The sequence below is a fragment of the Cytophaga aurantiaca DSM 3654 genome, assembly GCF_000379725.1.
Taxonomy (GTDB): domain Bacteria; phylum Bacteroidota; class Bacteroidia; order Cytophagales; family Cytophagaceae; genus Cytophaga; species Cytophaga aurantiaca.
Genome location: NZ_KB903620.1, coordinates 179,765 through 206,147, shown reverse-complemented (window position 1 = coordinate 206,147; position 26,383 = coordinate 179,765). Strand labels below are relative to the sequence as shown.

The 26,383-nt window shown below is 36.8% G+C and carries 18 protein-coding genes; 13 read left to right on the top strand and 5 right to left on the bottom strand.

What is annotated here, in order from left to right:
• Nucleotides 1–84: 84 nt before the first annotated feature.
• The 6 genes from A3EE_RS0100955 to A3EE_RS0100930 all read left to right on the top strand — a co-directional run bounded on the left by A3EE_RS0100955 (nt 85) and on the right by A3EE_RS0100930 (nt 10,257).
• A complete protein-coding gene (locus A3EE_RS0100955) occupies nt 85–675 on the top strand; it encodes a hypothetical protein (RefSeq protein ID WP_018341545.1) in 591 nt (196 codons plus the stop codon).
• A gap of 304 nt (nt 676–979) precedes the next feature.
• Complete coding sequence (locus A3EE_RS0100950) at nt 980–2,119, top strand: DUF748 domain-containing protein (protein ID WP_018341544.1); 1,140 nt, start codon at nt 980–982, stop codon at nt 2,117–2,119.
• A 177-nt stretch (nt 2,120–2,296) separates the two neighbouring features.
• Nucleotides 2,297–4,579 carry a hypothetical protein gene (locus A3EE_RS0100945; protein WP_018341543.1) on the top strand — a complete coding sequence of 761 codons (2,283 nt, stop codon included), beginning with the start codon at nt 2,297–2,299 and terminating at the stop codon, nt 4,577–4,579.
• Entirely contained in the window at nt 4,576–5,394 is an 819-nt protein-coding gene (locus A3EE_RS0100940; protein WP_018341542.1) for an SdiA-regulated domain-containing protein, read from the top strand. Before A3EE_RS0100945 ends, A3EE_RS0100940 begins: the two co-directional genes overlap by 4 nt.
• Before the next feature lies 1 nt (nt 5,395).
• The gene (locus tag A3EE_RS0100935; protein ID WP_018341541.1) at nt 5,396–9,067 is read left to right on the top strand and encodes a BamA/TamA family outer membrane protein; all 3,672 of its coding nucleotides are present in this window, start codon (nt 5,396–5,398) and stop codon (nt 9,065–9,067) included.
• Nucleotides 9,068–9,072: 5 nt separating this feature from the next.
• Nucleotides 9,073–10,257: a Pycsar system effector family protein gene (locus A3EE_RS0100930; protein WP_018341540.1), complete on the top strand. Its 1,185-nt coding sequence runs from the start codon at nt 9,073–9,075 to the stop codon at nt 10,255–10,257.
• 107 nt (nt 10,258–10,364) lie between these two features.
• Here the strand turns inward: A3EE_RS0100930 and A3EE_RS0100925 are convergent, their stop codons facing one another.
• Nucleotides 10,365–10,910: a DUF4468 domain-containing protein gene (locus A3EE_RS0100925; RefSeq protein ID WP_018341539.1), complete on the bottom strand. Its 546-nt coding sequence runs from the start codon at nt 10,908–10,910 to the stop codon at nt 10,365–10,367.
• Between the two features lie 154 nt (nt 10,911–11,064).
• Here A3EE_RS0100925 and A3EE_RS0100920 point away from each other — a divergent pair, with 154 nt between their 5' ends.
• Complete coding sequence (locus A3EE_RS0100920) at nt 11,065–11,949, top strand: SIR2 family protein (protein WP_018341538.1); 885 nt, start codon at nt 11,065–11,067, stop codon at nt 11,947–11,949.
• A gap of 39 nt (nt 11,950–11,988) precedes the next feature.
• On the opposite strand, the gene A3EE_RS0100915 is transcribed toward A3EE_RS0100920, so the two are convergent.
• Together A3EE_RS0100915 and A3EE_RS0100910 are read right to left on the bottom strand one after the other, a co-directional pair.
• Nucleotides 11,989–12,573, bottom strand: coding sequence for a carboxymuconolactone decarboxylase family protein (locus A3EE_RS0100915; protein ID WP_018341537.1), 585 nt, complete (start codon nt 12,571–12,573; stop codon nt 11,989–11,991).
• Nucleotides 12,574–12,630: 57 nt separating this feature from the next.
• Nucleotides 12,631–13,188, bottom strand: a complete 558-nt coding sequence (locus A3EE_RS0100910) for a peroxiredoxin (protein WP_018341536.1) — start codon at nt 13,186–13,188, stop codon at nt 12,631–12,633.
• A gap of 107 nt (nt 13,189–13,295) precedes the next feature.
• On the opposite strand from A3EE_RS0100910, the gene A3EE_RS0100905 reads away from it, so the two are divergent.
• Nucleotides 13,296–14,240, top strand: a complete 945-nt coding sequence (locus A3EE_RS0100905; RefSeq protein ID WP_018341535.1) for a hydrogen peroxide-inducible genes activator — start codon at nt 13,296–13,298, stop codon at nt 14,238–14,240.
• Nucleotides 14,241–14,378: 138 nt separating this feature from the next.
• Entirely contained in the window at nt 14,379–15,449 is a 1,071-nt protein-coding gene (locus A3EE_RS0100900; RefSeq protein ID WP_018341534.1) for a fatty acid desaturase family protein, read from the top strand.
• Nucleotides 15,450–15,531: 82 nt separating this feature from the next.
• On the opposite strand, the gene A3EE_RS0100895 is transcribed toward A3EE_RS0100900, so the two are convergent.
• Nucleotides 15,532–16,134: a Crp/Fnr family transcriptional regulator gene (locus A3EE_RS0100895; protein ID WP_018341533.1), complete on the bottom strand. Its 603-nt coding sequence runs from the start codon at nt 16,132–16,134 to the stop codon at nt 15,532–15,534.
• A 339-nt stretch (nt 16,135–16,473) separates the two neighbouring features.
• On the opposite strand from A3EE_RS0100895, the gene A3EE_RS21095 reads away from it, so the two are divergent.
• Nucleotides 16,474–21,222 (top strand): beta strand repeat-containing protein, encoded by a 4,749-nt coding sequence (locus A3EE_RS21095; protein WP_083921231.1) that lies wholly within the window; start codon nt 16,474–16,476, stop codon nt 21,220–21,222.
• A gap of 168 nt (nt 21,223–21,390) precedes the next feature.
• Entirely contained in the window at nt 21,391–23,739 is a 2,349-nt protein-coding gene (locus A3EE_RS19815; protein WP_083921230.1) for a choice-of-anchor Q domain-containing protein, read from the top strand.
• 76 nt (nt 23,740–23,815) lie between these two features.
• Here the strand turns inward: A3EE_RS19815 and A3EE_RS0100880 are convergent, their stop codons facing one another.
• Nucleotides 23,816–24,907: a fatty acid desaturase family protein gene (locus A3EE_RS0100880; RefSeq protein ID WP_018341530.1), complete on the bottom strand. Its 1,092-nt coding sequence runs from the start codon at nt 24,905–24,907 to the stop codon at nt 23,816–23,818.
• A 268-nt stretch (nt 24,908–25,175) separates the two neighbouring features.
• Between A3EE_RS0100880 and A3EE_RS0100875 the strand changes: the two genes are divergently transcribed.
• Both A3EE_RS0100875 and A3EE_RS0100870 read left to right on the top strand, forming a co-directional pair.
• Nucleotides 25,176–25,697 (top strand): DJ-1/PfpI family protein, encoded by a 522-nt coding sequence (locus tag A3EE_RS0100875; RefSeq protein WP_018341529.1) that lies wholly within the window; start codon nt 25,176–25,178, stop codon nt 25,695–25,697.
• 16 nt (nt 25,698–25,713) lie between these two features.
• Nucleotides 25,714–26,382 (top strand): RluA family pseudouridine synthase, encoded by a 669-nt coding sequence (locus tag A3EE_RS0100870; RefSeq protein WP_018341528.1) that lies wholly within the window; start codon nt 25,714–25,716, stop codon nt 26,380–26,382.
• Nucleotide 26,383: the final 1 nt, after the last annotated feature.

The window sequence follows — 26,383 nt, the reverse complement described above, 5'->3', positions numbered from 1 at the left end:
TACAACTTTGAACAAAGTTAAATTATAATTTAAGATGATAAGCTTATTGCTCTCGGCGATGCTTGGATATTGCTTAACATTCTCATGAAATACATTCTTATCCTCATCGCAAACGCGCTCTTCATCCTATACAGCATCATGTTCTTTGTAGATCACAAGTTTGTACCGGAAGGAACAGGCGCACGTATCCGTAATATTTTATTGTTATGTGCAGCACTATATGTAAGTTATAATGTAGTCTCTATTTATATACTAAAAAAAGAACAACAGCAAAGCGGACTTATTTATAAAGTTGCATCAAGTGTAAAACATAGTGCAATGAATACCCATGAATTTATTCAGCCTTTTCAGGAAGAATTTATAACATCTTTAATTATTGCTGCAGTTATTATAGGTATAAGTATTTTAATCTTAGGCATGCCCGGTGGGCTTATTGTAGAAGTTGTTCAGAACATTCTTCCGTTGAAAAAAATTGAAGGAGACAACATGTGGCCAGCTGCGTTGTATGTATCTTTCTTTTGGCCATTCTGTTTTCCGATTGCTGTGCTAACAAAAAATTATTTTATTCAGCATGGCTGTACAGGCTACGTAATTGCAGGCTTATCTGTAAGCGGTACTATTTGGGTTGTGGCGGTTGTGTCGAGTTCATTTGTATTGTTTGCAAATAAAAAATAAAAATTATAACAGACAAAACCTATGAAGTTTCTCTAATTTAAAGAAATGATGATTCGATGAGTAAAGGTGATGGATATAAAACCTCATAGGTTTGAGAAACCATAATATAAAATACGAACCATTTTTTTACTGTAGTTATATCATTACAATCAACTTTTACAACATCTCCATGTTGTAAATTTATTTTTCAAAATATTTCATCAATAAAATAATTTAATTGTAAATTAATATAAGGTCTTCTGAATGCGCTTATACAAGGCACTTTCAGGGGTATATAATTTATTACAATTAAAATGACGCAGTTATGGCCTTTTTCCAAAATTTATCAAAAAAGAAAAAAATCGTTACGATTACTCTTTCAGTTATTATTATCGCGTTGATCATTTTTCGCTTATTACTTCCAACCATTGTTAAAAATTATCTAAACAAAACACTAGCTGATATGGGCGAATACAGTGGCCATGTAGAGGACGTCGATATCTGGCTGATACGCGGTGCTTATGTGATCAACGGACTGGAGATTAATAAAACTACTGGCAAAGTTCCTGTACCTTTTTTAATTGCACCCACAATTGATTTGTCTATAGAATGGGCGGCTTTATTTAAAGGCGCTGTTAAAGCAGAAGTTAAATTTGTTGATCCGACGTTAAATTTTGTTGCAGGCCCAACAAAGGAAACATCTCAAACGGGTGCTGGAACTGACTGGACGGAGCCATTGGATAAATTATTGCCTATTGAAATTAACCGCTTTCACATACATAATGGCATAATTAAATACAACGATTTTCATGCAACACCAAAGGTTGATATTTTTATAAACCAACTTGACCTTCATGCAACAAACCTTTCAAATGTTGAAGATAAAGAAAAACCTTTACCTTCAGAATTGACAATAACAGGAAGTTCAATTGGCGGCGGAGCACTTTCTTTGAAGGGACATATGAATGTAATGAAACAAACGCCGGATGCAGATATTAATATGGAGTTTACAAATATTAATCTTAAAGCATTAAATAATTTTGCGAAGGCCTATGGCAAGTTCGATTTTGAAAAGGGAAGATTGTCGATCTACAGTGAAATGTCAGTGAAAGATGCAAATGTAGAAGGTTATGTAAAGCCTGTTCTTGAAGATGTTGATGTACTAGATTGGAATGAAGATGGTCCTACTGTGATGCAAAAATTATGGCAGGCAGCAATCGGTACAACGTTTGCTGTATTTAAAAATCAGCCTAAAGATCGTTTTGCTACCAAAATCCCTATTAAAGGGAAGCTGGATCAGAAAATAGATACGGATATATTCACTACAGTTGTGCGTGTTGTGAAAAATGCCTTTATAGAAGCGTATAAAAAAACAATTGATGATTCGGTTTCTTTCAATAAAAACGGTGAAGAGAACGAGAAGAAGTTTTTGTTTTTTAAAGTGAAAGAGAAGAAAGACGAATGAGAAGGAATAATATTGTTTGGGGAAGTCTAAAAATGACACATTTTGCAAAATGATTCGGAAGCTATAAGATTTAGATCTTCCATTTAACTGCCAAATCAAAAAAATACTTAAATTACCCTTGTATCAGCAACATAATAACTGTTGATACAAGGGTAATTTATTTTAAATAGAATTCTATTGAAAACGCTATCAGTTAATGTTCCTTTTCGCTTTGCCTTTTCACTGCATTGGGAGTTATCTTTTAAGCCGTATTTGAATTTTATTGAAACGCAGATAAAGGAATCAGACAATTTTATTTACAAGTCATATCTTAAATCTATTGCTGAAATATTATATGCAAACCCTGTATTGCTTGAACCAATAAAAAACTGGTCGGTACTTGATCCGTTCACTGACCTGATCAATCTGATTCACATCAATCACATTCCTTCTCAGGGTACAAATCATCTGTATGCAATCGGCACTCCTTCGTCACCGATGAAGTTTTTTTCTTATTCAAAAGAGTTTAAGCAACTCATTTCAGATACCGATGGAAATTTAAAACTGCATTTGCACGATAGTTTCGTAAATGAAGAATATGCAAGACGATTGTATAGAGATATTCTATATAAATGTTATGGGATCAATGATATTGCATTGGATTCATCACAAACGCTGCTGCGTTTAACAGACGATAGTGAAGGGTTTAAGCGTCATTATCATTTTATAACAAACAATCAGTTTGTACAAATTAATTATGCGGGGACACTTCCGGAATTAAATGACGAATGGATCGAATATGCCAAAGGAAATATTCAATCCATTAAAGAAATGAAAGATCAATTACCGCTTGCGGGTTTTGGTTTAGAGGGTTTCATCTTATTTACAATTAAAGATGAAACCCTCTTTGAATCCCTCAATCAATTAAGTGACAATGTAGCTACCATGCATACCCTGTCTCGCAAAGACACCTTCATACAGATCAAGAACAATACACTTTCATTATTACAGAAAAAAGATCTTGAAGTAGGAATTCTTCCGCTCATTGATATCAATAAAAAAATATTTTATCATAAGTCGTTTAATTATTCAAGTATACTATTTAAAATATTACAGAAGCATTTGTCGACTGCCGAATTGAATGAATTTTTAGGACGTTTTATTGACATGTGTATCGAAGCATATGAATTCCCTATTCAGATATTCAAAGAACCATCCAATGAAGTATGTGACGAACTTAAAAATTATTTAAAAGAAGAAGGCGTTAAAAATTTTTCTATTATTCCGGTATTTCACCAACAAGACCTGGTTGGTATCATCGAGTTGGCAAGTTATGAAAATGAACAGGTTACAGCGGAAGATGTACGCAAGATAGAATCTGCTATGCCGATGTTTGCTGAGTTTATTGTTTACCAAACCAATAAACTGCATGAGCAGATGGAATCATTCATCATGCATAATTACACAGCGATTCAGCCGGCAGTAGAATGGAAGTTCAATGAAGTTGCGTGGAACACCATGCAAAAGGCTCCCAATGCAAAGTTGCCGGATATTTCATTTAAAGAACTTACACCTTTTTATGGGGCCATTGATATAAAAAATTCTTCTGTTGCCCGACAAAAGGCTTTAAGAAAGGATTCAAAAGATCATTTAAAGAAAGTTGAAAAAATTCTTTCGAAGTATGGAGATACGAAAACTACTTCTAAGAAAGATCTGAGACAATGGAAAGACACCATTGAAAATCCGCTTGCAGATGAACAGGAATTAAACCTCCGGTTATTTATTGAAAAGGCATCGCAGGATTTGTTGGATAATTATCCGGATGCCGAAATAGAAATGGATTTTTTGCATGAAGAGGAAATCAATTATGAACAAAGCCTTTTCAGTATCAATAATGCTTTGAAAGATGTATTGGATACTCAAGAGCAAAAGCTGAAAAAAAGCATTCCGGTTTACTTTGATAAATTCAGAACAGACGGCTGGGAATATACAATCTATGCAGGCCAATCATTGAGTCCGGATATTGTTGTTACAGACGAAATGATTCTGAAAATAAAAGAATGGGAACTTGATACCATGCTGAACATGGGATTGATTGCTGCGTCGTTACATGATAAACTTCCCTATAAACTAGAGACAACGCAATTGATCCTTGCACATACAAGTCCGCTTGATATTCGTTTCAGGGCAGACGAACATCGGTTTGACGTAGAAGGTTCATACAGCATTCGATATGAAGTTATAAAAAAACGAATTGATAAAGTCAGCGTATTGAATACCAAAGAACGCCTGACGCAGCCGAACAAAATTGCGATTGTATATTTATATGCAAGCGAAATTGATGTGTATGCACAAGCAATTCAAAAGTATATTCAACAAGGGCTTCTTATGCAAGAAGTTGAATATTTAGATCTGGAAGATCTGCAAGGGGTCGTTGGATTAAAAGCCATTCGGGTAACAATGAAAGGAAAAAACATATGATTTTTAGAAAAAAATACATTCAGTTTTTTTGTTCGATTGTTTTGTTAGCTGCCTGCGCTGCAGATAAAAATGCTCCCATCAATATTAAAGGATATGATTATGCTCAAATGAAGCAAGTGGAGTTGGAGCATCCCTTAAAAGAGATTTCCGGCATAGCATATTGGGCAGATTCAAATTCATTTGTAGCAGTTAACGATGAAAAAGGCATTATGTATTTGTTAGATCCTCAAAACTTCCGCATTACAAATAAATTTGATTTTGAAGATGCAGGAGACTACGAAGAAATCCAAGTGTATGAAAAGACGATCTATATTTTGCGCAGTGATGGTAAAATCTATAAACTGAACTTTGACGGCACACTGGAAATACTTTCCTATACAGGTCCTAAAGCCGAGTATGAATCATTTTATGTCGATGTTGTATCAAACACAGTAGTATTGATTCCGAAACATTCGAAAACGGGTGCGAAAGAAAAGCAGACGGTTACCTATACTATAAATGCGTCGGATGGAACATATGCCAATAAAAAAGAACACGTGTTATCCTGGAGCGATTTAAAAAGTACCGCACTGCTTCACCCATCCGCAGTTGCTATTCATCCTGTTTCAAAAGATATTTATTTATTGGCTTCCATTGAAAAACGATTGATCGTATTAAATTCAGACTGGAAACTGCTTGCAGAATATGAATTGGATCGAACGTATTTTCTACAACCCGAAGGGATAACATTCGACCCAACAGGAAATCTGTACATCACAAATGAAGGCGGAGGTGGATCGCCTACACTTATTCAAATACCTATTTTATCTAATTGATATGCTTTTACTGAAGCAACATGTGCGTATACTGAAATTTATTTTTTTATCGGGGATATTATTCCTTTCTGCATCTGTATGTGCTCAGACAGATACGTCAGGCATTGTTCATCGATTCATATTGATCGGTGATGCAGGCAGACTGTTGAATGGAAAGAGCATTGTTTCAGATGCTGTAGCAAATCATGTAAACAGATCAGATAGCACAACAACGATCTTATTTCTCGGCGACAATATTTATGAAAAGGGATTGCCTGATAAAGAAGATAATAATTATGCAGAATATGTAGAAGTATTATCAAAGCAATTATTACCTTTTGAGTCTTATGCTGCAAAAGTATATATGATCCCCGGCAACCACGACTGGCAGAAAAGCGGTCCGGAAGGCTGGGAACGGATTAAGCGTGAAGCAGCGTGGATAGATAGTTTACATCAAGACAATATATTTTTTCTTCCCAAAGAAGGTTGTCCCGGTCCGGAAGAGATCCACATCAATGATAGTCTGGTGTTCGTGATACTGGATACACAGTGGTGGCTGCATCCGTTTGAAAAACCGGGCATTGATAATGGTTGCAATTGCAAAACCGAAGACGATGTAATTAATGCGTTAAAAGACATTGCCTATCGCAATAGAAACAAACGGATTGTTTTCACATCGCATCAGCCCATGCGTAGTTATGGTATTCATGGTGGCTACTACACCTGGAAGCAGCATATTTTTCCTTTTACAGAAATGTCAAAGAATGCCTACATTCCTTTACCTGTTTTAGGTTCACTGTATCCATTGGTACGCGGCACGTTTGGTAACATTCAGGATCTGAAACACCCGGAATACAGAAACATGGTGAAGCGTATTGAAGACGCCATGTCTATTGCTCCGGATGTAATCTATGCAGGTGGTCACGATCATTCCTTACAGCATATTCAGGAAGGCAAACAAAATTATATTGTCAGTGGATCGGGCATTAACAGAGAACGGGTTAAGAAAGGAAAGAACGCTGCCTACGTAACGGATCAAAGAGGTTTTGTTGAAGTTGTATACAGAACAGATGGCAGCGAGCAGATCATAATGTATGCAGTAGATGAACAATCGAATTATAAGATTGTTTACGACACGATTTTACCAATCGTACAATTACCTAAAACGGCTTCTCTTGAAAATATAGCCTGTATTCAGCAAGATAGCATCACAGTTGCTATTGCTCCGGAATACAATGAGGTTAACAACGCACATCGATTTTGGTTTGGCGATAATTATCGTACGTCATGGGCTACACCTGTAACACTTAAAGTCTTTTATATTCAAAAAGAAGGATTGGAAATTTTGCAACAGGGAGGAGGACAGCAAACGAAATCGTTGCGCCTGGTTGATTCTACAGGTAAAGAATGGGTGTTGAGGACGGTTCAAAAAGATCCTGCAAAAGCATTGCCGGACAATTTGCGCGGAACAGTAGCTAAAACAATTGTACAGGATCAGATCTCTGCAGCACAGCCTTATGCACCGTTGACAGTTCCTATTCTTGCTGAAGAGTTAAATGTACCACATGCGAATCCTCAAATTGTATTTGTTCCGAATGATCCTGCTTTAGGAATTTATCGAACCGAGTTTGCCAATACCGTATGTGTATTTGAAGAACGTGAACCGGCATCAGATGATGGAGCAAAAACATATAACACGGCTAAAGTATTAGAAAAGCTTCAGGAAGACAACGACAATCTCATTGATGAAAAGGCAGTGCTCACAGCGCGTATGCTGGATCTGCTTATTGGCGATTGGGATCGGCATGAAGACCAATGGCGATGGGAGAAAAGAGTCGATGGCAAAAAAAATATTTACTCGCCAATTCCAAGAGATCGGGATCAAACGTATTTTATAAATTCCGGACTACTTCCATACATTGCTGCACGTAAATGGATCATGCCAAAGATTCAGGGATTTGATGCCAAGATCAGAGATGTGAACGGCTTTATGTTTAATGCAAAATATTTCGACCGTTTCTTTTTGAATGAATTAAGTGAAGCCGAATGGATCGTTGTATTGAAGCATGTACAGCAAACCTTAACAGATTCGATCTTAGCAGCTGCAGTAAATCAATTGCCGGATACCGTATATGCACAATATGGCGAACAGATACGCGCGAATTTAATTGCACGAAGAAATGCTTTATTAAAAGAAGGATTGAAGTATTATGCTTTTTTAGCACATACCGTCGAAATTCCAGGTTCAGATAAAGACGATTATTTTGAAGTGAATTATCAGAATCATGGAGATATCGTTCTAAAGGTTTATAAAATCAAAAAAGACGGAAGTAAAGGGAATATTTTTTATGAACGCACATTCAATAAAAAAGTAACCAAAGAAATTCGTTTGTATGGAAGAGATGGCGATGATGTGTTTGATGTAACAGGCAAAGGTCGATCATCCATTAAAGTGCGTATGATCGGAGGAGCGGAAAAAGATTCATTCAATATTTCAAAATCCATACATAGCAGAACAAACATTGTTGTGTATGATCGTTCCGATAAAAACAATGCATTTCCAAAATGGTCAAAGGCAGTTGTTCATAAAAGTACAGATCCTTCTATTAATGAGTATAACGGCCGCACATTTAAATATAATCAATTGCTTCCACAGGCAAGCGGTGGATACAATGTAGATGACGGAATATGGTTAGGCGCGGGTTTGCAGTACACCAAATATGGTTTTAGGAAAGAGCCGTATGCACAGAGACACCGCTTGTTACTTGGTCATGCATTGGCTACTAAAGCTACCAATGTTAAATACTATGGACACTTTGTAAATGTGATAGGTAAAAATGATTTGAAAATTAATTTTGATGCACGGGCACCGGATAACGTTTCCAACTTTTTTGGTGTAGGGAACGAAACGCAGTATATAAAAATGGGTGAGCAACCGATTACCTATTACCGTACACGTTACAATTTGATTACGGCTCAAATAAAACTTGAACATACTTTTGCGCGTACGTTTAAAGTGTATGGCGGCTTGATCGGACAATACTATGCAACCGATTCGATGGAGAATGTTGGAAGGTATATCAATGTGTATGATGCCGCCAATCCGGATGAAAATGTATTTACAAAAAAAATATTTGCCGGATTGATCGGCGGATTTCAATTGGACACGCGGAATTCAGAATTCATGCCCATTCGCGGAGTATACTGGAATACGTTTCTTACAGGCATGCAGCAACTGGACGAACACAATCAACGTTTCGGTCGTTTTGAAACCGATATGACTGTGTATACAAGCTTTCATAAAGATCCACGTTTTGTGCTTATCAATCATTTTGGCGGCGGCATTAATGTGGGAGATCCGTACTATTTTCAAATGTGTTATTTAGGAGGAAGTACAAATTTGAGAGGATATAGAAATTATCGTTTTGCCGGAAACAGCAAATTCTTTTACAACATCGAAATGCGTTTAAAATTATTTGATTTTACATCGTATCTTTTCCCCGGCTCTATTGGCTTAATTGCTTTTAATGATCTTGGAAGAGTATGGGCACACGGAGAAGAATCTGGTCAATGGCATGATGGCTATGGAGGAGGTTTTTATATCGCTCCAGCAAAAATGCTGGTTGTAAATCTGACACTTGGATGTTCAAAAGAAGGCGTATTGCCGTATATTTCATTAGGCGTTAAATTGTAATTTTTATGCATGAAGAATCATTGATACACAAAGCAGAAAAGTATGTTCGCAAACTTTATGCGGATACGGATAAAGAGCTTTATTATCATAATCTGGAACATACAGAACATGCGGTGAAAGCAGCAGCAGAAATTGCTGCACACTATAAACTACATGGAGAGGATCTTGCCGTAGTGCTTGTTGCGGCATGGCTGCATGATGTGGGTTATCTTATTTCCGGAAGAGAAAATCATGAAGAAGCTTCAATAAAAATTGCAAAAGAATTTTTATCAAAAGAACAGGCAAGCGCAGAATTTATTTCAAAAATTGAAGGCTGTATACAGGCAACAAAAATGCCGCAGAACCCTACTAATTTATTGGAAGAAATTATTTGCGACGCCGATCTGTATGATCTGGGAACGGATCATTTTAAAAACAACAATAAAAAAGTTCGCAAAGAAGTTGAGATCTTATTGAATAAAGAGCTTAGCGGTTCGGAGTGGCGAACCTTTTCGTTGATCTTTCTAAAGAAGCAAACATACAAGACAGATTATTGTAAAAAAATCCTTCAGCCGGGATTAGAAAAAAACATTCAGGCAATAGTAGAAAAACAAGCAGAAAAAGATATGGAAGATTCAAAGAAAGAAACGGGCAAAGAAGATAAAGATAAAAACAAAGATAAGGAGAAAGTGAATAGAGGTGTGGAGACGATGTTCCGCACGACTTCAACCAATCACCTGCGCTTAAGTGAGATGGCGGACAACAAAGCCAACATCATGATCACAGTAAATTCCATCATCATATCTGTATTGTTAACAGTGTTGTTTAGAAAGCTGGATACCGACCCGCGGTTTTTGATTCCTACCATGTTGCTGTTGTTTACATCGCTTACAACAATTGTATTTTCAATTTTTGTTACCCGTCCGAATGTAACAAGCGGTGTATTCAGCAAAGAAGATATTGAGAAGAAACGTGCGAACTTATTATTCTTCGGAAATTTTTATAAAATGAAATTGGAAGATTATGAATGGGGTATTAAGCAGGTAATGAATGATAATGATTTTTTATACGGAAGTATGACCCGTGATATATATCATTTAGGTGTGGTGCTTGGCAAAAAATATAAGATGCTCCGTATCGCTTACAGTTTTTTTATGTTCGGATTTATTATTTCTGTATTGTCGTTTGTATTTGTAGTGATACCGTTGTAACGCATAAAGAGTTTAGCTAGCATAAAAAAAGGAGTTCCACCATTTGGCGGAACTCCTTTTTTTATGTCTTGACTGACAATTGACCACTGTCTTCTGATCACTAACTTCTACCAATCCGATTTGTTTGCCGGATCGTTTTGGAATTCTTTTACAACACGTTTCAAATCATCTGTTAAAGCTACCAGGTTTGAATTTGTTTTGTTCTTAATCAATACCCACGACTTACTTGTCATTTTTGTAGCACCACAGTCAGGCGTTACATTTTCAAGTTTACCACCAGCAGCTTTAGTTTTAATATCACCTGCGTGAACAAAGTCTGTTGCTATGTAACGGTACTTACCATCTTTAATGAAAACAGAAAGCGTGAATGTAACAGCACTCTTTTCTGTAGCAGAGCCATTGATATTTGGATAATCAACTGTTGTAGAAGCATTGTATACGAGCTTGTCGGCTGTCTCTTCTTTAAGTGTAAAACCTTGCTTGGTTGCCCAGTCTTTTACAACTTTTAAAAGATCTGCAGGTTTAACTCCGGCAGCATCGACTACTTGTAAGTAAGTAATTTTACCTGTACCTGCATCTACAGGAAGATTTTGAGCGAATACATTTAAACTCAGTCCAAATGCAATAAGTAAAGTAAGTATACTGTTTTTCATATGTGATTATTTTAATACTTAATGATACTTAAATTATTTTTCAAATAAAAATCAAATCTTCGTATTGTGGTCTTTTGTACAAATAATTTAGGATCAAAGACACGAATAGTAAAAGTGTGTCAACTTGTAGAGGAAACATCCGTATTTGATTGTTATGAAAAATACCGTTTTTTTAATCGGCAACGATATTAATAATGCAACGGCAAGTTATAGCTGGGAAAATCTGCTGAAAGATCTGACGAAGTTTACCGGATTAAAAGCATTGCCCAATATGCTGAACAAACCATTTCCGCTGGTGTACGAGGAAATTATCTTAAAAACATTGGCAGAGGGAAAGGTTCAGGAAAACGACTTGAAAAAATTTATTGCTTCAAAGATTGCCTTATTAAAGCCGAATAGCATTCATCATGCAATTGCTTCTATGGGTGTTCAGCATATTTTCACGACAAATTATGATTCTACACTGGAAGAAGCAGTTAACGGTTCGGTAAAAAAAATACACAATATCGGTAGTGTAAAAGAAGTGTTGTTCAGTTTGTTTCGGAAAAATCAAATCGGTAAAACAAACTTCTGGCACATCCATGGATGTGCTGCTCAACCCCAATCGATTACGTTGGGCTTCGAACATTATGGCGGTTATCTGCAACACATGCGCAATTATGTTGTTGCCGGAACGAAAGATACGTATAAAGATGTTCGATTTTCACCTTTAGAACTTCGGATTAAGAAGAATAAAATTACGCATGTTAGTTGGGTAGATTTTTTCTTCACACACGATATTGAAATTTTTGGATTGAATCTGGATGTTGTTGAAGTGCACCTCTGGTGGCTGCTTACCTATCGGGCACGCATGAAGGCGACGAATAAATTAACAATTACAAACCGGATTCGTTATTACTATCCAAAAAAATATGAACTGTCAAGTAAGCACAAATTAGAATTATTAAAGGCCTGCGGAGTTGAAGTTGTCGGTCTGCCGATGAATGACGGCAATCGCATCGGTTATTATGAAAAAGTATTGAAGAAGATTCGTTCTTAAAATAAAAAGCGGAAGGCTGTTATACCTTCCGCTTTTTATTTATGAAATTATTTTATCTAAACTTGTAATTACTGCAGCTAGACGAATTGCGTCCCACACACGTTCTTCTGTTGCTCCCAGCTCTCTAACAGATTGTTCATGGGCATTCACACACATTTCACATCCATTAACCGCGCTGATCGCAAGACTCATTAACTCAAAGAATTCTTTTCCAAGTACAGGCTTCATCATAATGTTCATTTTGATTTTGGCCTGCATCGTATTGTATGATTCCTTTTGCTGAAAATGCCTGAACCGGTAGAACACATTGTTGCCTGCAAGAAGACTTGCACACGAGATCGCTTCGTTTTGTTCTTCTACAGAAGCTTCTTTTTCTGTTGCTAATTTTTGAAAGCCTGCAATCAAAATATTATTTTTCTGATTGGCCGAAATAGATAATGCAAGCAAGGCACTTTCTTTTTCAGTAAGATGAGTTGTTACCAATACATTTCCAACATTTACTTTGAGATCACGAATGTAACGTGCGTCAGACTCATTGAGTATTTGCAAGACATTTGGAGTAACACCATCCTGTATATTCAGTAGCTGCAATAATTCAGCTGTTGTTTCATTTACCTGTACCATAATTTTCTTGTTTAGATTCAGCGCATAGAGTCCAATAAATCTATGCGCTGAAATTATCTATGCGTGAATTGTTTCCTGACCCTTTTCCCAGTTACATGGGCATAGCTCATCTGTTTGTAGGGCATCCAATACACGGATCACTTCTTTTACATTTCTACCTACATTTAAATCATTTACGCTAACCCAACGGATAATGCCTTGTGGATCTATAATGAATGTAGCACGTAAGGCAACTTTTTCATTCGGTTCAAGAATTCCTAACTCTTCTGCCAATGATTTAGAAGTATCTGCCAACATTGGGAATTTTAATCCGCGCAGATCTTCGTGATCTCTTCTCCATGCCGCGTGCACAAATTCAGAGTCTGTTGAAGCGCCTATAAGTGTAGTATCTCTGTCTCTGAAGTCTCCGAATGCGTTGTTGAATTCTGCAATTTCGGTAGGACAAACGAACGTAAAGTCTTTTGGCCACCAGAACATAACGGCCCATTGATTGTTTTCATTTACCAGATTGTCGGAAGTGATCTCGGCAAATTCTTTTCCTTTTTCTATAGATACTACGGCTGTTTTTTTGAATGCAGGGAATGTACTTCCCACGCTTAAGATTCTATTTTGCATAATGATGAATGTTTTTGTGTAATTGATTGATACAAATTTGGGTTATGTTGAACTATAATTCAAATCGATTGTTTTTATGATAGTATAGATTTTAACTATATTGAATTATGATGAACATTACACTTACACAACTGGAATATATAATTGCGGTAGATACCTACAGGCATTTTGTTACGGCATCGGAAAAATGTTTTGTCACACAGCCTACGCTTAGTATGCAGATAAAAAAGCTGGAAGACGACTTAGGTGTTATCATCTTCGATCGGACGAAGCAACCTATTGTGCCCACAGAAGTCGGTGAAAAAATTATTGCTCAGGCGCGCATAACCCTTGCAGAAAGTAAAAAGATACTGGAACTGATAAAAGAAAACAGTAATGATGTTTCCGGAGAACTAAGCATTGGTATTATCCCATCGTTGGCGCCTTATCTGTTGCCGCTTTTCATAGGTGCGTTTACCCAGAAGTACCCATTGGTGAAAGTTAAAATTGTCGAACTGATGACGGAAGAAATTATTCAGCAATTGAAGAAGGACATCTTGGATGTTGGGATTCTGGTAACTCCTTTAAATGAAAGCGGCGTGATAGAGCGGCCGTTGTTTTATGAAAAGGTGGTTCTGTATATTCATAAAGATCATGCATTGGCTAAGAAAAAAACATTGAAGACAACCGATATCGCAAGTCCGGATCTGTGGCTTCTTAGCAAAGGCCATTGCTTTCGTTCACAGGTGATGAACTTGTGTTCGTATCAACTCTCCAAACGAAGTGAATTGCCATTTGAGTATGAAAGTGGTTCGTTGGAAACACTCAAAAAGTTTGTTGAAAAGGAGGGTGGGTTTACCTTATTACCCGAATTGGCCGTAGATACTTTAAGCAAAGATGTCACAACAAAAGTCAAACAATTTGAAACGGTTCCCTTGCGTGAAGTCAGCTTTGCCTACACCCGCAATTATTCTAAAAAACGTTTATTGGTACTTTTAGAAGAAGAAATAAAAAAATCTATCCCTAAAGCACTGTTAACCAAAGATAGAGGCAATGTTGTAGATTGGAGATAAGAGAATTCAAAGATTCATGCTTTCATAGCACGGTTCTTGTACTTGATAACTTAACCAAAAGGAATTCGTACCTTTACAGTAGAAACAAAACATTGTTTTTGAGTTGCGAGATCATCCGTCGTTCAAGAATCCCGCACTATGAAACCTCCTAAATTTCTTATTCCAACTACACCGTTTTTCTCTGAAATGAGAAAACGTATCAATACGCACTTTATTGATGTAGAATCTAAGCCAACCGGCGGAACTCAGTTATATATAAAAGCGGTATTAATATCAACATGCTTTATTGCAATGTATATTCATGTAGTATTTTTTACTGCCCCATATATCCTTATCAGTTTAGTAGAATGCATTTTACTTGGCATCGCAACAGCTGCAATAGGCTTTAATATTATGCACGATGGAGCGCATGGAAGTTTCAGTAAAAAGGCATGGATAAATGAATTGGCCGGACTTTCTTTAAATGTGTTTGGCGCAAACGTATTTATGTGGAAGTCGAAACATAATGTTATACATCATACATTTACAAATATTGAAGGGTTGGATGATGATATAGATGCAAAGCCTTTTTTGCGTTTATGTGACAATCAAAAAAAATATCAGATCCATCGCTTTCAACATTTATATTTTTGGCTTGTATATGCTTTCTTATATATGTATTGGATCTTCTTCACGGATTATAAAAAATACTTTACAGGAAAAGTCGGTGAATTAAAAATAAAAAAAATGATCATCCTGGATCACATAACTTTTTGGGGATTCAAATTGGCGCACGTGTTTTTCTTTATTGCATTGCCGATTTATTTTGTAGGCTTTTTACCTTGGCTGATCGGTTTTCTAACATATGCATTGTGTACAGGATTTATCATGAGCATTGTGTTTCAATTGGCACATACAGTAGAGGATGCCCACTTCCCAATGGTAGATGTTTCTACAGGAGTTCTGGAAGATGAATGGGCATTACATCAATTGAAGACAACAACAAATTTTGCCACAAAGAACAGAATTGTTTCCTGGTTATCCGGAGGTTTAAATTTTCAAATAGAACATCATTTATTTCCGCACATTTCGCATATACATTATCCTGCAATCAGTAAGATTGTTAAGCAGGTTTGTGAAGAATATAACATTACATATAACGAGTACTCCCATGTACGTTTTGCTATAGCTTCGCATATAGTACATTTAAAACAAATGGGGAATCGTTAAAGCAATAAAAAAAAGGGAATGAACAGACTTTTAAACTGTTCATTCCCTTTTTATACGATTCATCGAAAAGAATTTTTATTATCTAGCCAACGCTTAGATTATTTGCTTTAGGTGCTAATACATCCGTAATTGATTTTCGTGCTTTTATTCTGCTTAAGGATACATTTGTTATACCTAAGTAGGTTGCTATGTGACGTTGAGCTGCACGCATAAAAATATATGGTCGCTTTTCTATTAAATTATTGAAACGTTCTTCAGGACTTTCTGAAATAAAATTATTTAAATGATTCGCATAATAAACCAATCGGGACATTAAGATACTTTGTGTAAGGTGAGCCATTTCAGGAACTTTTTCATCCATTGCATCTAAATTTTCTTTTGTCAGATAATAAATGGTGCAATGTTCGATCGTTTCAATGAAGTAGTTGCTTGGACTTTCACAAAACAAACTTTCAACTGCAGTGACCATTTCATTCTCAAAGAAAAATTGTAGAGTGAAGTCCTTTTGGTTTTTTTCAAAGCCCATGCGCACACCACCCTTTTCAACAATAAAAAGTTTGTCAGCAACCTCACCTTGAAGCAGCAATTTTGTTTTAGGCTCAACGTCAATTCTAGTCAGGAATTGAGCATAATTTTTCCAATTAATGTTTAAGTCAGAAAGATAGCCGGGCGCTTGTTTTCTCATGTGTGTATTTAGCTAGAAGGGGTTGAATAGAAGCGATAAAAAATCAGAAAAAATAAATATTAAATTCTGTATTTGTTTTTTCTAACTGAAGATCACATATCGAAGATACATATAAAATTTTAATTTTATATGTAATATTTTAATTGTATTAAATGTTTTAACATATATTTATATTGAAATAATGTTAAATATTATATTCAAAATGCTATTAAATAGCTATTTATATTATTTTAATGTAAATAAAGTTGATGTAATTTGTATCGTATTTTTTAATACTTACTTTTGATTCATTACTTGTTATAATATTCATTTAATTGAAAACTTTTAAAACTACCCCTAATGAAAAACCTCAACAAAATCAGTAATACGATGCAATATGTGTTGCGAGTCGTAATTTTCAGTGTGTTCTTTTTAGCGTTAAGTAACATTTCCGAAGCCACGCACTTTAGATATGGCACTATGTCATGGGAAAAAGTATCTGGCGTATCTAGTAATACCTACAGAATTACTGTTTCTCAAGCCTGGAGAAAATCGTTTTTTCCGGGAGTCGTTCTGGGTGGGACAGTAAATACAGGTACATTGGAGTTAGGTGATGGTACAACAACTGCAGTACAATTAAATGTAACTTCGATAAACCCCACAGATGATTGGTTTTATGGACAATTCGTCTATATAAAAACCTATCCACCTATACCAACCGTTAGGGATTACACTCTAAGATTTGCAGGTTGTTGTCGGATAAGCACGTTAAAAAATGCAGCAGATGGAGACTATTTAAGTACATCTGTGATCAATGTTGGTACAACAAACAACTCTCCCGTTATAACAGTAAATCCAATTAAAACTGCACAAATCAATACAATTACAACTATTCCAGTTGGATATTCTGAACCAGATGGAGATCCAGTAACGTATCGATTAGCAACAGCAGCTGAAATGGGTGCTGCCAATTATGTGCTACCTGCAGGAACCACAATAAATGCTACTTCAGGTATAGTTACGTTTAACGGAAACGGCAAACTTTTGAACGAACAATATGCTTTAGGTATAATAGTAAGCGATGGCAAAACGTCTGTACTGGCCGATCTTATAGTTAGTATGGTTGCTCAATCTACTCCTCCTAAATTTGATTATGGTGTAACACCAGTGGATGGAAACGTTTTCCAAATAGCACCAGGCCAAAATTTGTCTTTTGGTGTTAAGGCATTTGACACGGATCCTGGAAGTACTGTTTTTTTAACTGCAGTTGGTTTGCCAATCGGTTCTAGTTTTCCTTTTGTAAATCCTGCCAATCCTGTTGCCACAACTTTTTCATGGACTCCTGCAGCAACTCAATTTGGAACTTTTGTAATTAATTTTACTGCAACAGATAATGTAAATGTTCAGACACCATCTTTTGTAACAATTGTTGTTAGTTTAAAACCAGTATTTAATGTTCCGCCAACACCGGCTTATGGTATTGAGTTAGGTGCTGAACCTGGCACACCATTTCAATTCCCGGTTCAGGCATCCGACCCTGATCCGTTAGACAGTGTAAGGCTTACAAATGTTATTAATAAACCAGCAACAGCTACATTAACACCTCTACCCTCGGTTGCTGCTAATCCTACAACAGCTAATTTCTTTTGGAATCCAACTGTAGCGGATTGGGGTGAAAGAGAAATTCAATTTGAAGCAACAGATAGTTATGGTGATAAAGCGTATCACAAAATTAGTTTGATTGTAAATACACCACCAATATTTACTTCAACACCACCTGTTGCAAGTGTAATTGTAAATCAACCGTATTCATATTTAATTACAGGCTTAGATCCGGACATTCCTTACGGTGATGAACTGGAAGTTATTGGCAGCGGAGTTCCTTCCTGGTTAACATTCGTTGATAACGGTGACGGAACGGGCTCTTTAACAGGTACGCCATCTATAGCAGATGCAGGAACACATACAATTACGTTATATCTGGAAGATATATATCACCACTCCGGTAATCATGGAGTACCTTCTCAAATTGTAACCATAACTGTTATCCCGTGTACAATCGCATTGGTTTCAACCGTTGTAAATAATGTGACATGTAATGGTAGTGCAAATGGGGCAGCAGAAGTACTCTTCACAGGTGGTTTTGGTCCGTTTACATTTGCCTGGTCGAATGGTTCAACGGATGCACAGTTAACAGATGCAGCACCTGGTACATATACGGTTTCTATTACGGATGCATATAATTGTTCGATCTATGATACATTGGTTATTACTGAACCAACTTTGTTTACAGCAGTTTCAACTCATTCCGATTACAACGGATTCGGTGTAACATGTAATGGTGCTTCAGATGGTTCAGCAAGTATTGTTGCAGCCGGCGGTGTTCCATCGTACGACATCGTGTGGTCAACTGGTTCAACAGATGATTCGCTTACAGGATTGGCAGCAGGCACCTATTATGTAACTGCAAGAGATGCTCACGACTGTATTGTCAATGATTCAATAATCATTACAGAGCCAGCTAAAGTAGCAGTTGTTTCAAGTCATTCGGATTATAATGGTTATGGTGTAACGTGTAAAGGTGCCTCAAATGGTTCAGCAAGTGTTGTTGCAGCAGGCGGTGTTCCAGCGTATACCATAAACTGGTCAAATGGATCTACAGCAAATGCAGTTACAGGATTGGCAGCAGGTATCTATTATGTAGGTGTAACCGATGCAAATAACTGTGCTGTTCTGGATACAGTAATCATTACAGAACCGACATTAGTAACAGTTGTTTCAAGTCATTCGGATTATAATGGATTTGGTGTAACGTGTAAAGGTGCTTCAGATGGTTCAGCAGCTGTTGTTGCAGCAGGNGGTGTTCCTGCGTATACCGTAAACTGGTCAAATGGATCTACAGCAAATGCAGTTACAGGATTGGCAGCAGGTATCTATTATGTAGGTGTAACCGATGCAAATAACTGTGCTGTTCTGGATACAGTAATCATTACAGAACCGACATTAGTAACAGTTGTTTCAAGTCATTCGGATTATAATGGATTTGGTGTAACATGTAAAGGTGCATCAACTGGTTCAGCAAGTGTTGTTGCGGCGGGCGGTGTTCCAGCGTACAATGTGTTATGGTCAACTGGTTCAACAAGTCCTTCGCTTACAGGATTAATTGCAGGTACTTATTCTGCAGTAGCAACAGATGCAAATGGTTGTACTGCAACAGCATCAGTAGTGCTTACCGAACCAACATTAGTAACAGTTGTATCGAGTCATTCAGATTATAACGGATTTGGTGTAACATGTAAAGGTGCATCAACTGGTTCAGCAAGCGTTGTTGTAACAGGCGGTGTTCCAGTATACAATGTGTTATGGTCAACTGGTTCAACAAATTCTTCGCTTACAGGATTGACTGCAGGTACTTATTCTGCAGTAGCAACAGATGCCAACGGATGTACAGCTGCTGCATCAGTAGTACTTACAGAGCCAACTATTTTAACAAATGCTATTTCGAATCTGAGTAATTATTCCGGATTTAATGTTTCATGTTTTGGCGGTACAAATGGTTCTGCAACATCTACGGTTGCAGGTGGTGTTGGTCCGTACAACTATCTTTGGTCGAACGGAGGAACAACAAAAACAGTTTCGGGTTTGAGTGCAGTATCCTATTCTGTAATTGCAACAGATAAAAATGGTTGTACAGCAAATGCTTCTGTTTTGTTAACACAGCCAACAAAAATTGTTGCTTCAATAACAAGTCCAACAGTGATCGGTTCATACAATACAAGCTGTTCATTGGATGGCGATGGTATCGCATTGATTGCGGGAACAGGCGGAGTATTGCCATATACAACATCATGGAGCACAGGTGCAACATCTACTTCCATTGCAGGTTTATTAGCAGGTACATATAGCGCAACACTTACGGATAAAAATGGTTGTGCTGTTACTTCATCAATTTTATTAACAAGACCTGAAAATTGCAATTGCATTATATCACCTATTACATCAACTGCTTCCTATGCAGCATATACAAAGGTATTGGATGGCTTGTCGAATGCAGATATAAATGCGGGTGAAAATGCTAAAATTGTGAATGCATTTACAGGCAACATTAATATGAATGGCGGGAATCTTGTAATTATTGGTAATGCGAATTTGCAATGGCTGAATATACCGAACAACAGCAAAGTGACAATTTTAGGGACAGTTACGTTGAATGGTATAAACTTTAACGGTGCAAATGCAGTTCTTGAAAATTACGGAACAGTGATAATTAATTACGGATTAAATGTTGCCGGTAAATTGACAAACAACAAAACCATAACGGCTAAGCAGGGCGTTAATTTTAATTCCGGAAGTTATGTGGTTAATAACGGCACCTTAAATGTAACAGGTGACTTGAACAACAACAGTTACTTTGCCAACAATGGATTGTTGAATGTTTCAAACACCATTTACAATAATTCAAATAGTACCATGCTGAACAACTGTACTACAAAAGCGAAATCGTATTTTGTAAACAGTAATGTTGTATTTACGAACAACGGTACGTTAGATGTATCTAACGACACTCGTTTCAATAGTGCAACAGGTACAATTGCAGCGGGTTCAATAGTAAAAACGAAAGATATATATCTAAATGGAACAACGTTGAGCGGCGCAACAACTTCATGTGCGTTGATCAGTTCTGCTAATTATACACAGATCAATCAGGCATCTTTAAATGGAAAAATTTCATTATGTGACGCAAACGGATTTGAGATCAAAAATAACTTGACCTTGTTATCCGGAGCAAATACAAATTGCACAACATGCAATTATACAGGCGCTCCTGCAGCATCAACTTTAAGAGATGCAGATGCGGACGATCTATCTTCAGTTCAAACAGTGGATGCACTAGCAATTTATCCAAACCCGGTATCAAATGGTACTGAAGTAACAATCTCAAGTTCGGTTGAAATTGTTTCTGTGAATGTGTTTGATAATTTTGGCAGAATTGTTTTGACGGATTCAGATGCTGTATTTAATGTTGCAGATCTAAGCGCAGGTATTTATTTAGTAAAAATTCAGGATGTTTCAGGAAATTTAACAACTACAAAATTGGTTGTTAAATAAACAAAACATGCATTGTATGCATTTAAAAGGACTAGCTGTAAGGCTAGTCCTTTTGTGCATTCAATATATTTGACTATGCGACAGAAAATTTCTTTATTGACAAATAATTTTTTCTGTTTTTTACTATTCGGTGCTATTCATTTGACTAACTATTAAACTAATTTTCTTATGAAACATTCATACGTTAAAAAAATTTTAATTTTAAGTAGCTTATTTATTTTTATAACTACTTCTAAATTACATGCTGCAAACTTTATGATTGCAAATGGAGATGTAATTGCATTGGCTAATGCAATTACAATCTCCAACACAAATAGTCAGCCGGATACAATTAATCTGGCAGCATTTGGCACCTATACATTAACAACAGAAGCATATACAGGTGTATTTGGATCTTCTGGCTTGCCAATAATCTGGGAGGATGGAACACCTCTGAATGAATTACATATATTCGGAAATGGAGCAACAATTACCAGAGATATTACGGCCCCCAAGTTTAGACTAATGAATTGTATACAAGGGACAGTTTATATTAATGATGTAATTTTTTCAAATGGATATATACAATCAAGCTCAGATTCCGGAGGAGGATTAATTGTGAATGGCGGAACATATTATATTTCAAATTGTACATTTTTAAATAACAAGAGCGGATTTCAAGGCGGCGCACTTTTTGTATGGACGTCTTCAACTGCAACAGTTTCGAATTGCACATTTACAGGCAATACTGCTCCAATGTGTTCAGCAATCTGCAATTGGGATGCGACCGCTGTGTATGTATATAATTCAACAATTGTAGGAAACTTTACAACAGGTGCAACAGGTTTTGGAACAGTTGATAATGTAGGTAATAATTATACGTACATAAGAAATTCAATTATTGCTAATAATTCAATAACCTCTGGTAGTGCTGAAGTGAATGGAACTACAATTTCACAGGGAGGAAATATTATAGGGTCAGAAAATTCTACACTTCTTTCTTCCGGCAATCCCAGTCCGTCTGGGGATAATATTGGAACCACTGCAAGCCCGGCTGATGCAAAGGTAAATGCTATAGCAGATAATGGAGGCTTTACACCAACTATGTCGTTACAATCAAATAGCCCTGCTATTAATAAAGGAAATGTTGTTTATAATGTTGCTCAAGACCAGCGTACGTATACACGTCAAGGTGTGATGGATATTGGTGCATTTGAATACGGAGGAACGAAGTCCGCTCCGGCAATTGCTACTTCTGGTTTAAGTGTTACTGTGGGTCCGGCTGGGACTCTTTTAACGCTATCCGGAATTAACATGACCTCAATAACAGAAATTAAATTTCAGGGAGCAGCAGCTGTTACAACAGGGTTTACAAACAATACCGATCATTCTGTTACTGTTGCAGTGCCTGCGGGAGCAACAAGCGGAAAAATTACCGTAACTACAGCATTGGGAACTTCGGCATTGAGTGCACAAGCATTTACGGTTGGATCAGCTACACCTGCAATTGCAACTACGGGTTTAAGTGCTACGAGTGGTCCGGTTGGTTCATTACTAACTATCACAGGTACGAACCTGGCAGGCATTACAGAAATTAAATTTCAAGGTGCAGCAGCTGTTACAACAGGATTTATAAATAACTCTGCAACTTCCGTTACGGTAACCGTACCAATAGGCGCAACAACAGGTACAATATCAGTAACTACAGCCGCTGGAGGTTTATCTGCACAAAGCACACAAACCTTTACCATAACGAACCCCTTACCTGCTATAGCAAGCACAGGATTAAGTGTTACAAGCGGTCCGATAGGCACTTTATTGACTATTACGGGAACGAACTTATCAGGTATTACTCAGATCAAATTTCAAACTGCCGCAGCTGTTACTACAGGCTTCACAAATAATACTGCAACTTCTGTTACTGTAGAAGTACCAGCAGGTGCTACAAGCGGGAAGATAACAGTTACAAATGCAGGAGGGACATCCGCATTAAGTACACAAACATTCACGGTGATAATTCCAGTTCCAACAATTGAAAGTTTAACTCCTACAAGTGGTTCAGTGGGATCTTCATTAACCATTTTGGGTACAAGCATGTCTGGCATTACAAAAATTAAATTTCAAGGTGCAGCCGCTGTCACAACTGGCTTCACAAATAATACCGAATCGTCTGTTACGGTAACAGTACCAGTAGGAGCTACCACAGGAAAAATAACAGTTACTACTGCGGGCGGAACTTCTGAATTAAGCACACAAACGTTTACGATTACCACTACTACGGCTACAATAAATGCAACGTTAAAAAATGTAGAGCTGTATCCGAATCCGTTTGAAGAAACATTTACAATTGATTTGAATGGAGCAGCATCAACTACAGATGTCAGAATACTTTCGTTAACAGGCGAAGTTGTAAAACAAGTACAGCTTAACAACTATTCAACATTGATCGATACACAATCCTTAGATGCAGGGATATACATTGTACATGTATTTAACGATGCAGGAGAACAGATGACGTACAGGATGGTTAAAAAATAATTCTAACAAAAATATTTTATAAATAAAAAAGTCCCGCTCATTGGCGGGACTTTTTTATTTCAATTTTATAAATGTTTTAAGCAGCTTCTAAGCTGTATTTTTTTAATACCTGATAGTGTGAGTGCAGTGCAGTAAAGAATGTGTCATTATATAAATAAGGCACGTTCATTGATTCTGCAGTTTCTTTAACAATCTTAGAAATTGCTGGATAGTGTATGTGACAAACTTTAGGGAACAAATGATGTTCAACCTGGAAGTTCAAACCACCGCAGATGAAACTTGTTACAAAAGAATCCATACCGAAGTTCGCAGTCGTACACATTTGATGTACAGCCCATGCTTCTTCAATATTGCCAGCTTCGTTTGTTGCCGGGAAAGAAGTTTCTTCAACAACGTGTGCCAATTGGAATACAAGTCCCAATGTAAAGCCCATTGCAAAATGCATTGCAACAAAACCGATTAAGAATTGCCACCAGGTAATATCTAACACTACCAATGGAATAACAATGAAGATTGTGTAGTTGATTGCTTTGTAAACAAACAATTCAACATAATCTCTGGTTGTATAATGATTTGTTACATGCTGACCGATCTTATCCTGAAACATCTTCATGTAATCTTTACGAAGTACCCATGAAAGACTTGCAAAGCCATACAAGAAGAACGCATATAAATGCTGGAAGCGTTGAATTTTAGATTTTTTATCTCCAGCTGTTAAACGAATCAAACCCGGAGCAACAATCAAATCTTCGTCATGATCTTCGATGTTTGTGAATGTATGGTGAACGATGTTGTGGCTTACAACCCAAACAGAAATGTTCGCACCAAGAATATTGAACGTATAAGCTAACAGATTATTTACCCATTCTTTTGAAGAGTAGGAGCCATGCATGGCATCATGAGAAATGTTGAAAGCAGATGCTGCTTTGAATACGCCCATTGCCATTGCTAAAAATAGCATTGCCAGTAATGAATAATGTTGAGATAAAATTAATCCATAAAATACCCATACTCCGCCAAAGAAAAAGATACTCTTAAATATCATTAACGCATTTGCGTTTTTTGAAATATTATTTTCTTTAAAGTATTGGTCGACATTACGTTTCACTGTTGCAAAGAACTGTGAATTTTGTGTGTCGATGAATTTTAAACGAGTAGTCGCTGACATAATTTAAGGTCTTGGTTAAAATCAAGAATTCTGGGTTGCAATTTACGATAAAAGGATGAATGAATTCAGATTATGTAAGTATTAATGTCGGTAAAACAATCAAAATGCCTTGTATGTTCCAGATTCAGAATCTTTTATTTTACATTAATGATTTGTATCATCCGCTCAAAAAATGCAATTTTTAATTCAATAGCAGACGTAAAATGCAGGTATACTGGGTATATTTGCATTAAAATGGAACATTAAAAATTGGCAAAACTCATTTAAAATGGACAAACGAATTGTTATGCTTTTGGCTTCAGAAAAATTTAGAGATTGCGAATTCATCGTTCCTAAAGCATTTTTTGAACAATCCGGAATAAAAGTACGTGTTGCCTCAACGAAATTAACAGCAACAGGGCGTTTTGGATTTTCTGTTTCTTCGGATGTGTTAATTGAATATCTGAATCCTGCTGATTACGATGGGATCTTTTTTGTAGGCGGGGCCGGCTCAATAGAATACATAGATAATATAAAAGCGAAAGCTGTATTTGAAAAGTTTTTGGAATTAAAGAAACCCATTGCTGCCATTTGTGCTGCGCCACGCAATTTTTTAAAATGGGGATTATTGAAAGGGAAAAAATGTACCGGTTTTAATAAAGATGGTGTATTCAGTTCTATGGCAAAAGAATACGGAGCTATTGGCTTGCCCGAAGAAGAGGTGGTTGAAGATGGACTAATCTTAACAGCAAACGGACCGGAAGCTTCAGAAGCATGTGCAATTGCATTTATACATTTACTGAATAAATAAATCAGCCTTACGAAGCATGTCAATTATTATTAATGTTCCCGATTATATTTTGTTTGAAGACAATGACATTCTTCTTATTAATAAACCATGCAGCTTGATGGTGGAGCCGGATCGGAACGGGCATCCGAATTTATTACAACAGGTGCAGAAATATGTAAAGAAGAGTTTGCATCCGAACAAAGAAGTGTATGCACAACACATACATCGTTTGGATCGGCCGGTGAGCGGAGTTGTACTTTTTGCTAAAAAGAAATCGATGCTGAAAGATCTTAGTGAACAGTTTGCTCAGCGTTCAGTTAAAAAGTATTATAAGGCATTAACAAATAACAAACCTTTGTCAGAAAAAACAACGCTGGAAAACTGGTTGTTTAAAGACACGAAAAATAAAAAAGCAATTATTTATCCAAACGAACAGGCTAATACCGACAAAGTATTGCTAAGTTATACAACCACTCCTTATAAAAATTACACGCTTTGGGACATTGCGCTGCATACCGGCAAATACCATCAGATACGAGCGCAGCTGGCATATGCAGGCGCACCAATTCTGGGCGATATATTGTATGGTTCAGATATGGAGTATGCACCAAATTCAATTGCATTACATGCGTATGCATTGGAGTTTACACATCCAAAAACAAATGAAGCTATGCGTATTGAAGCTGAACCTAATTGGCTGGTTTAAT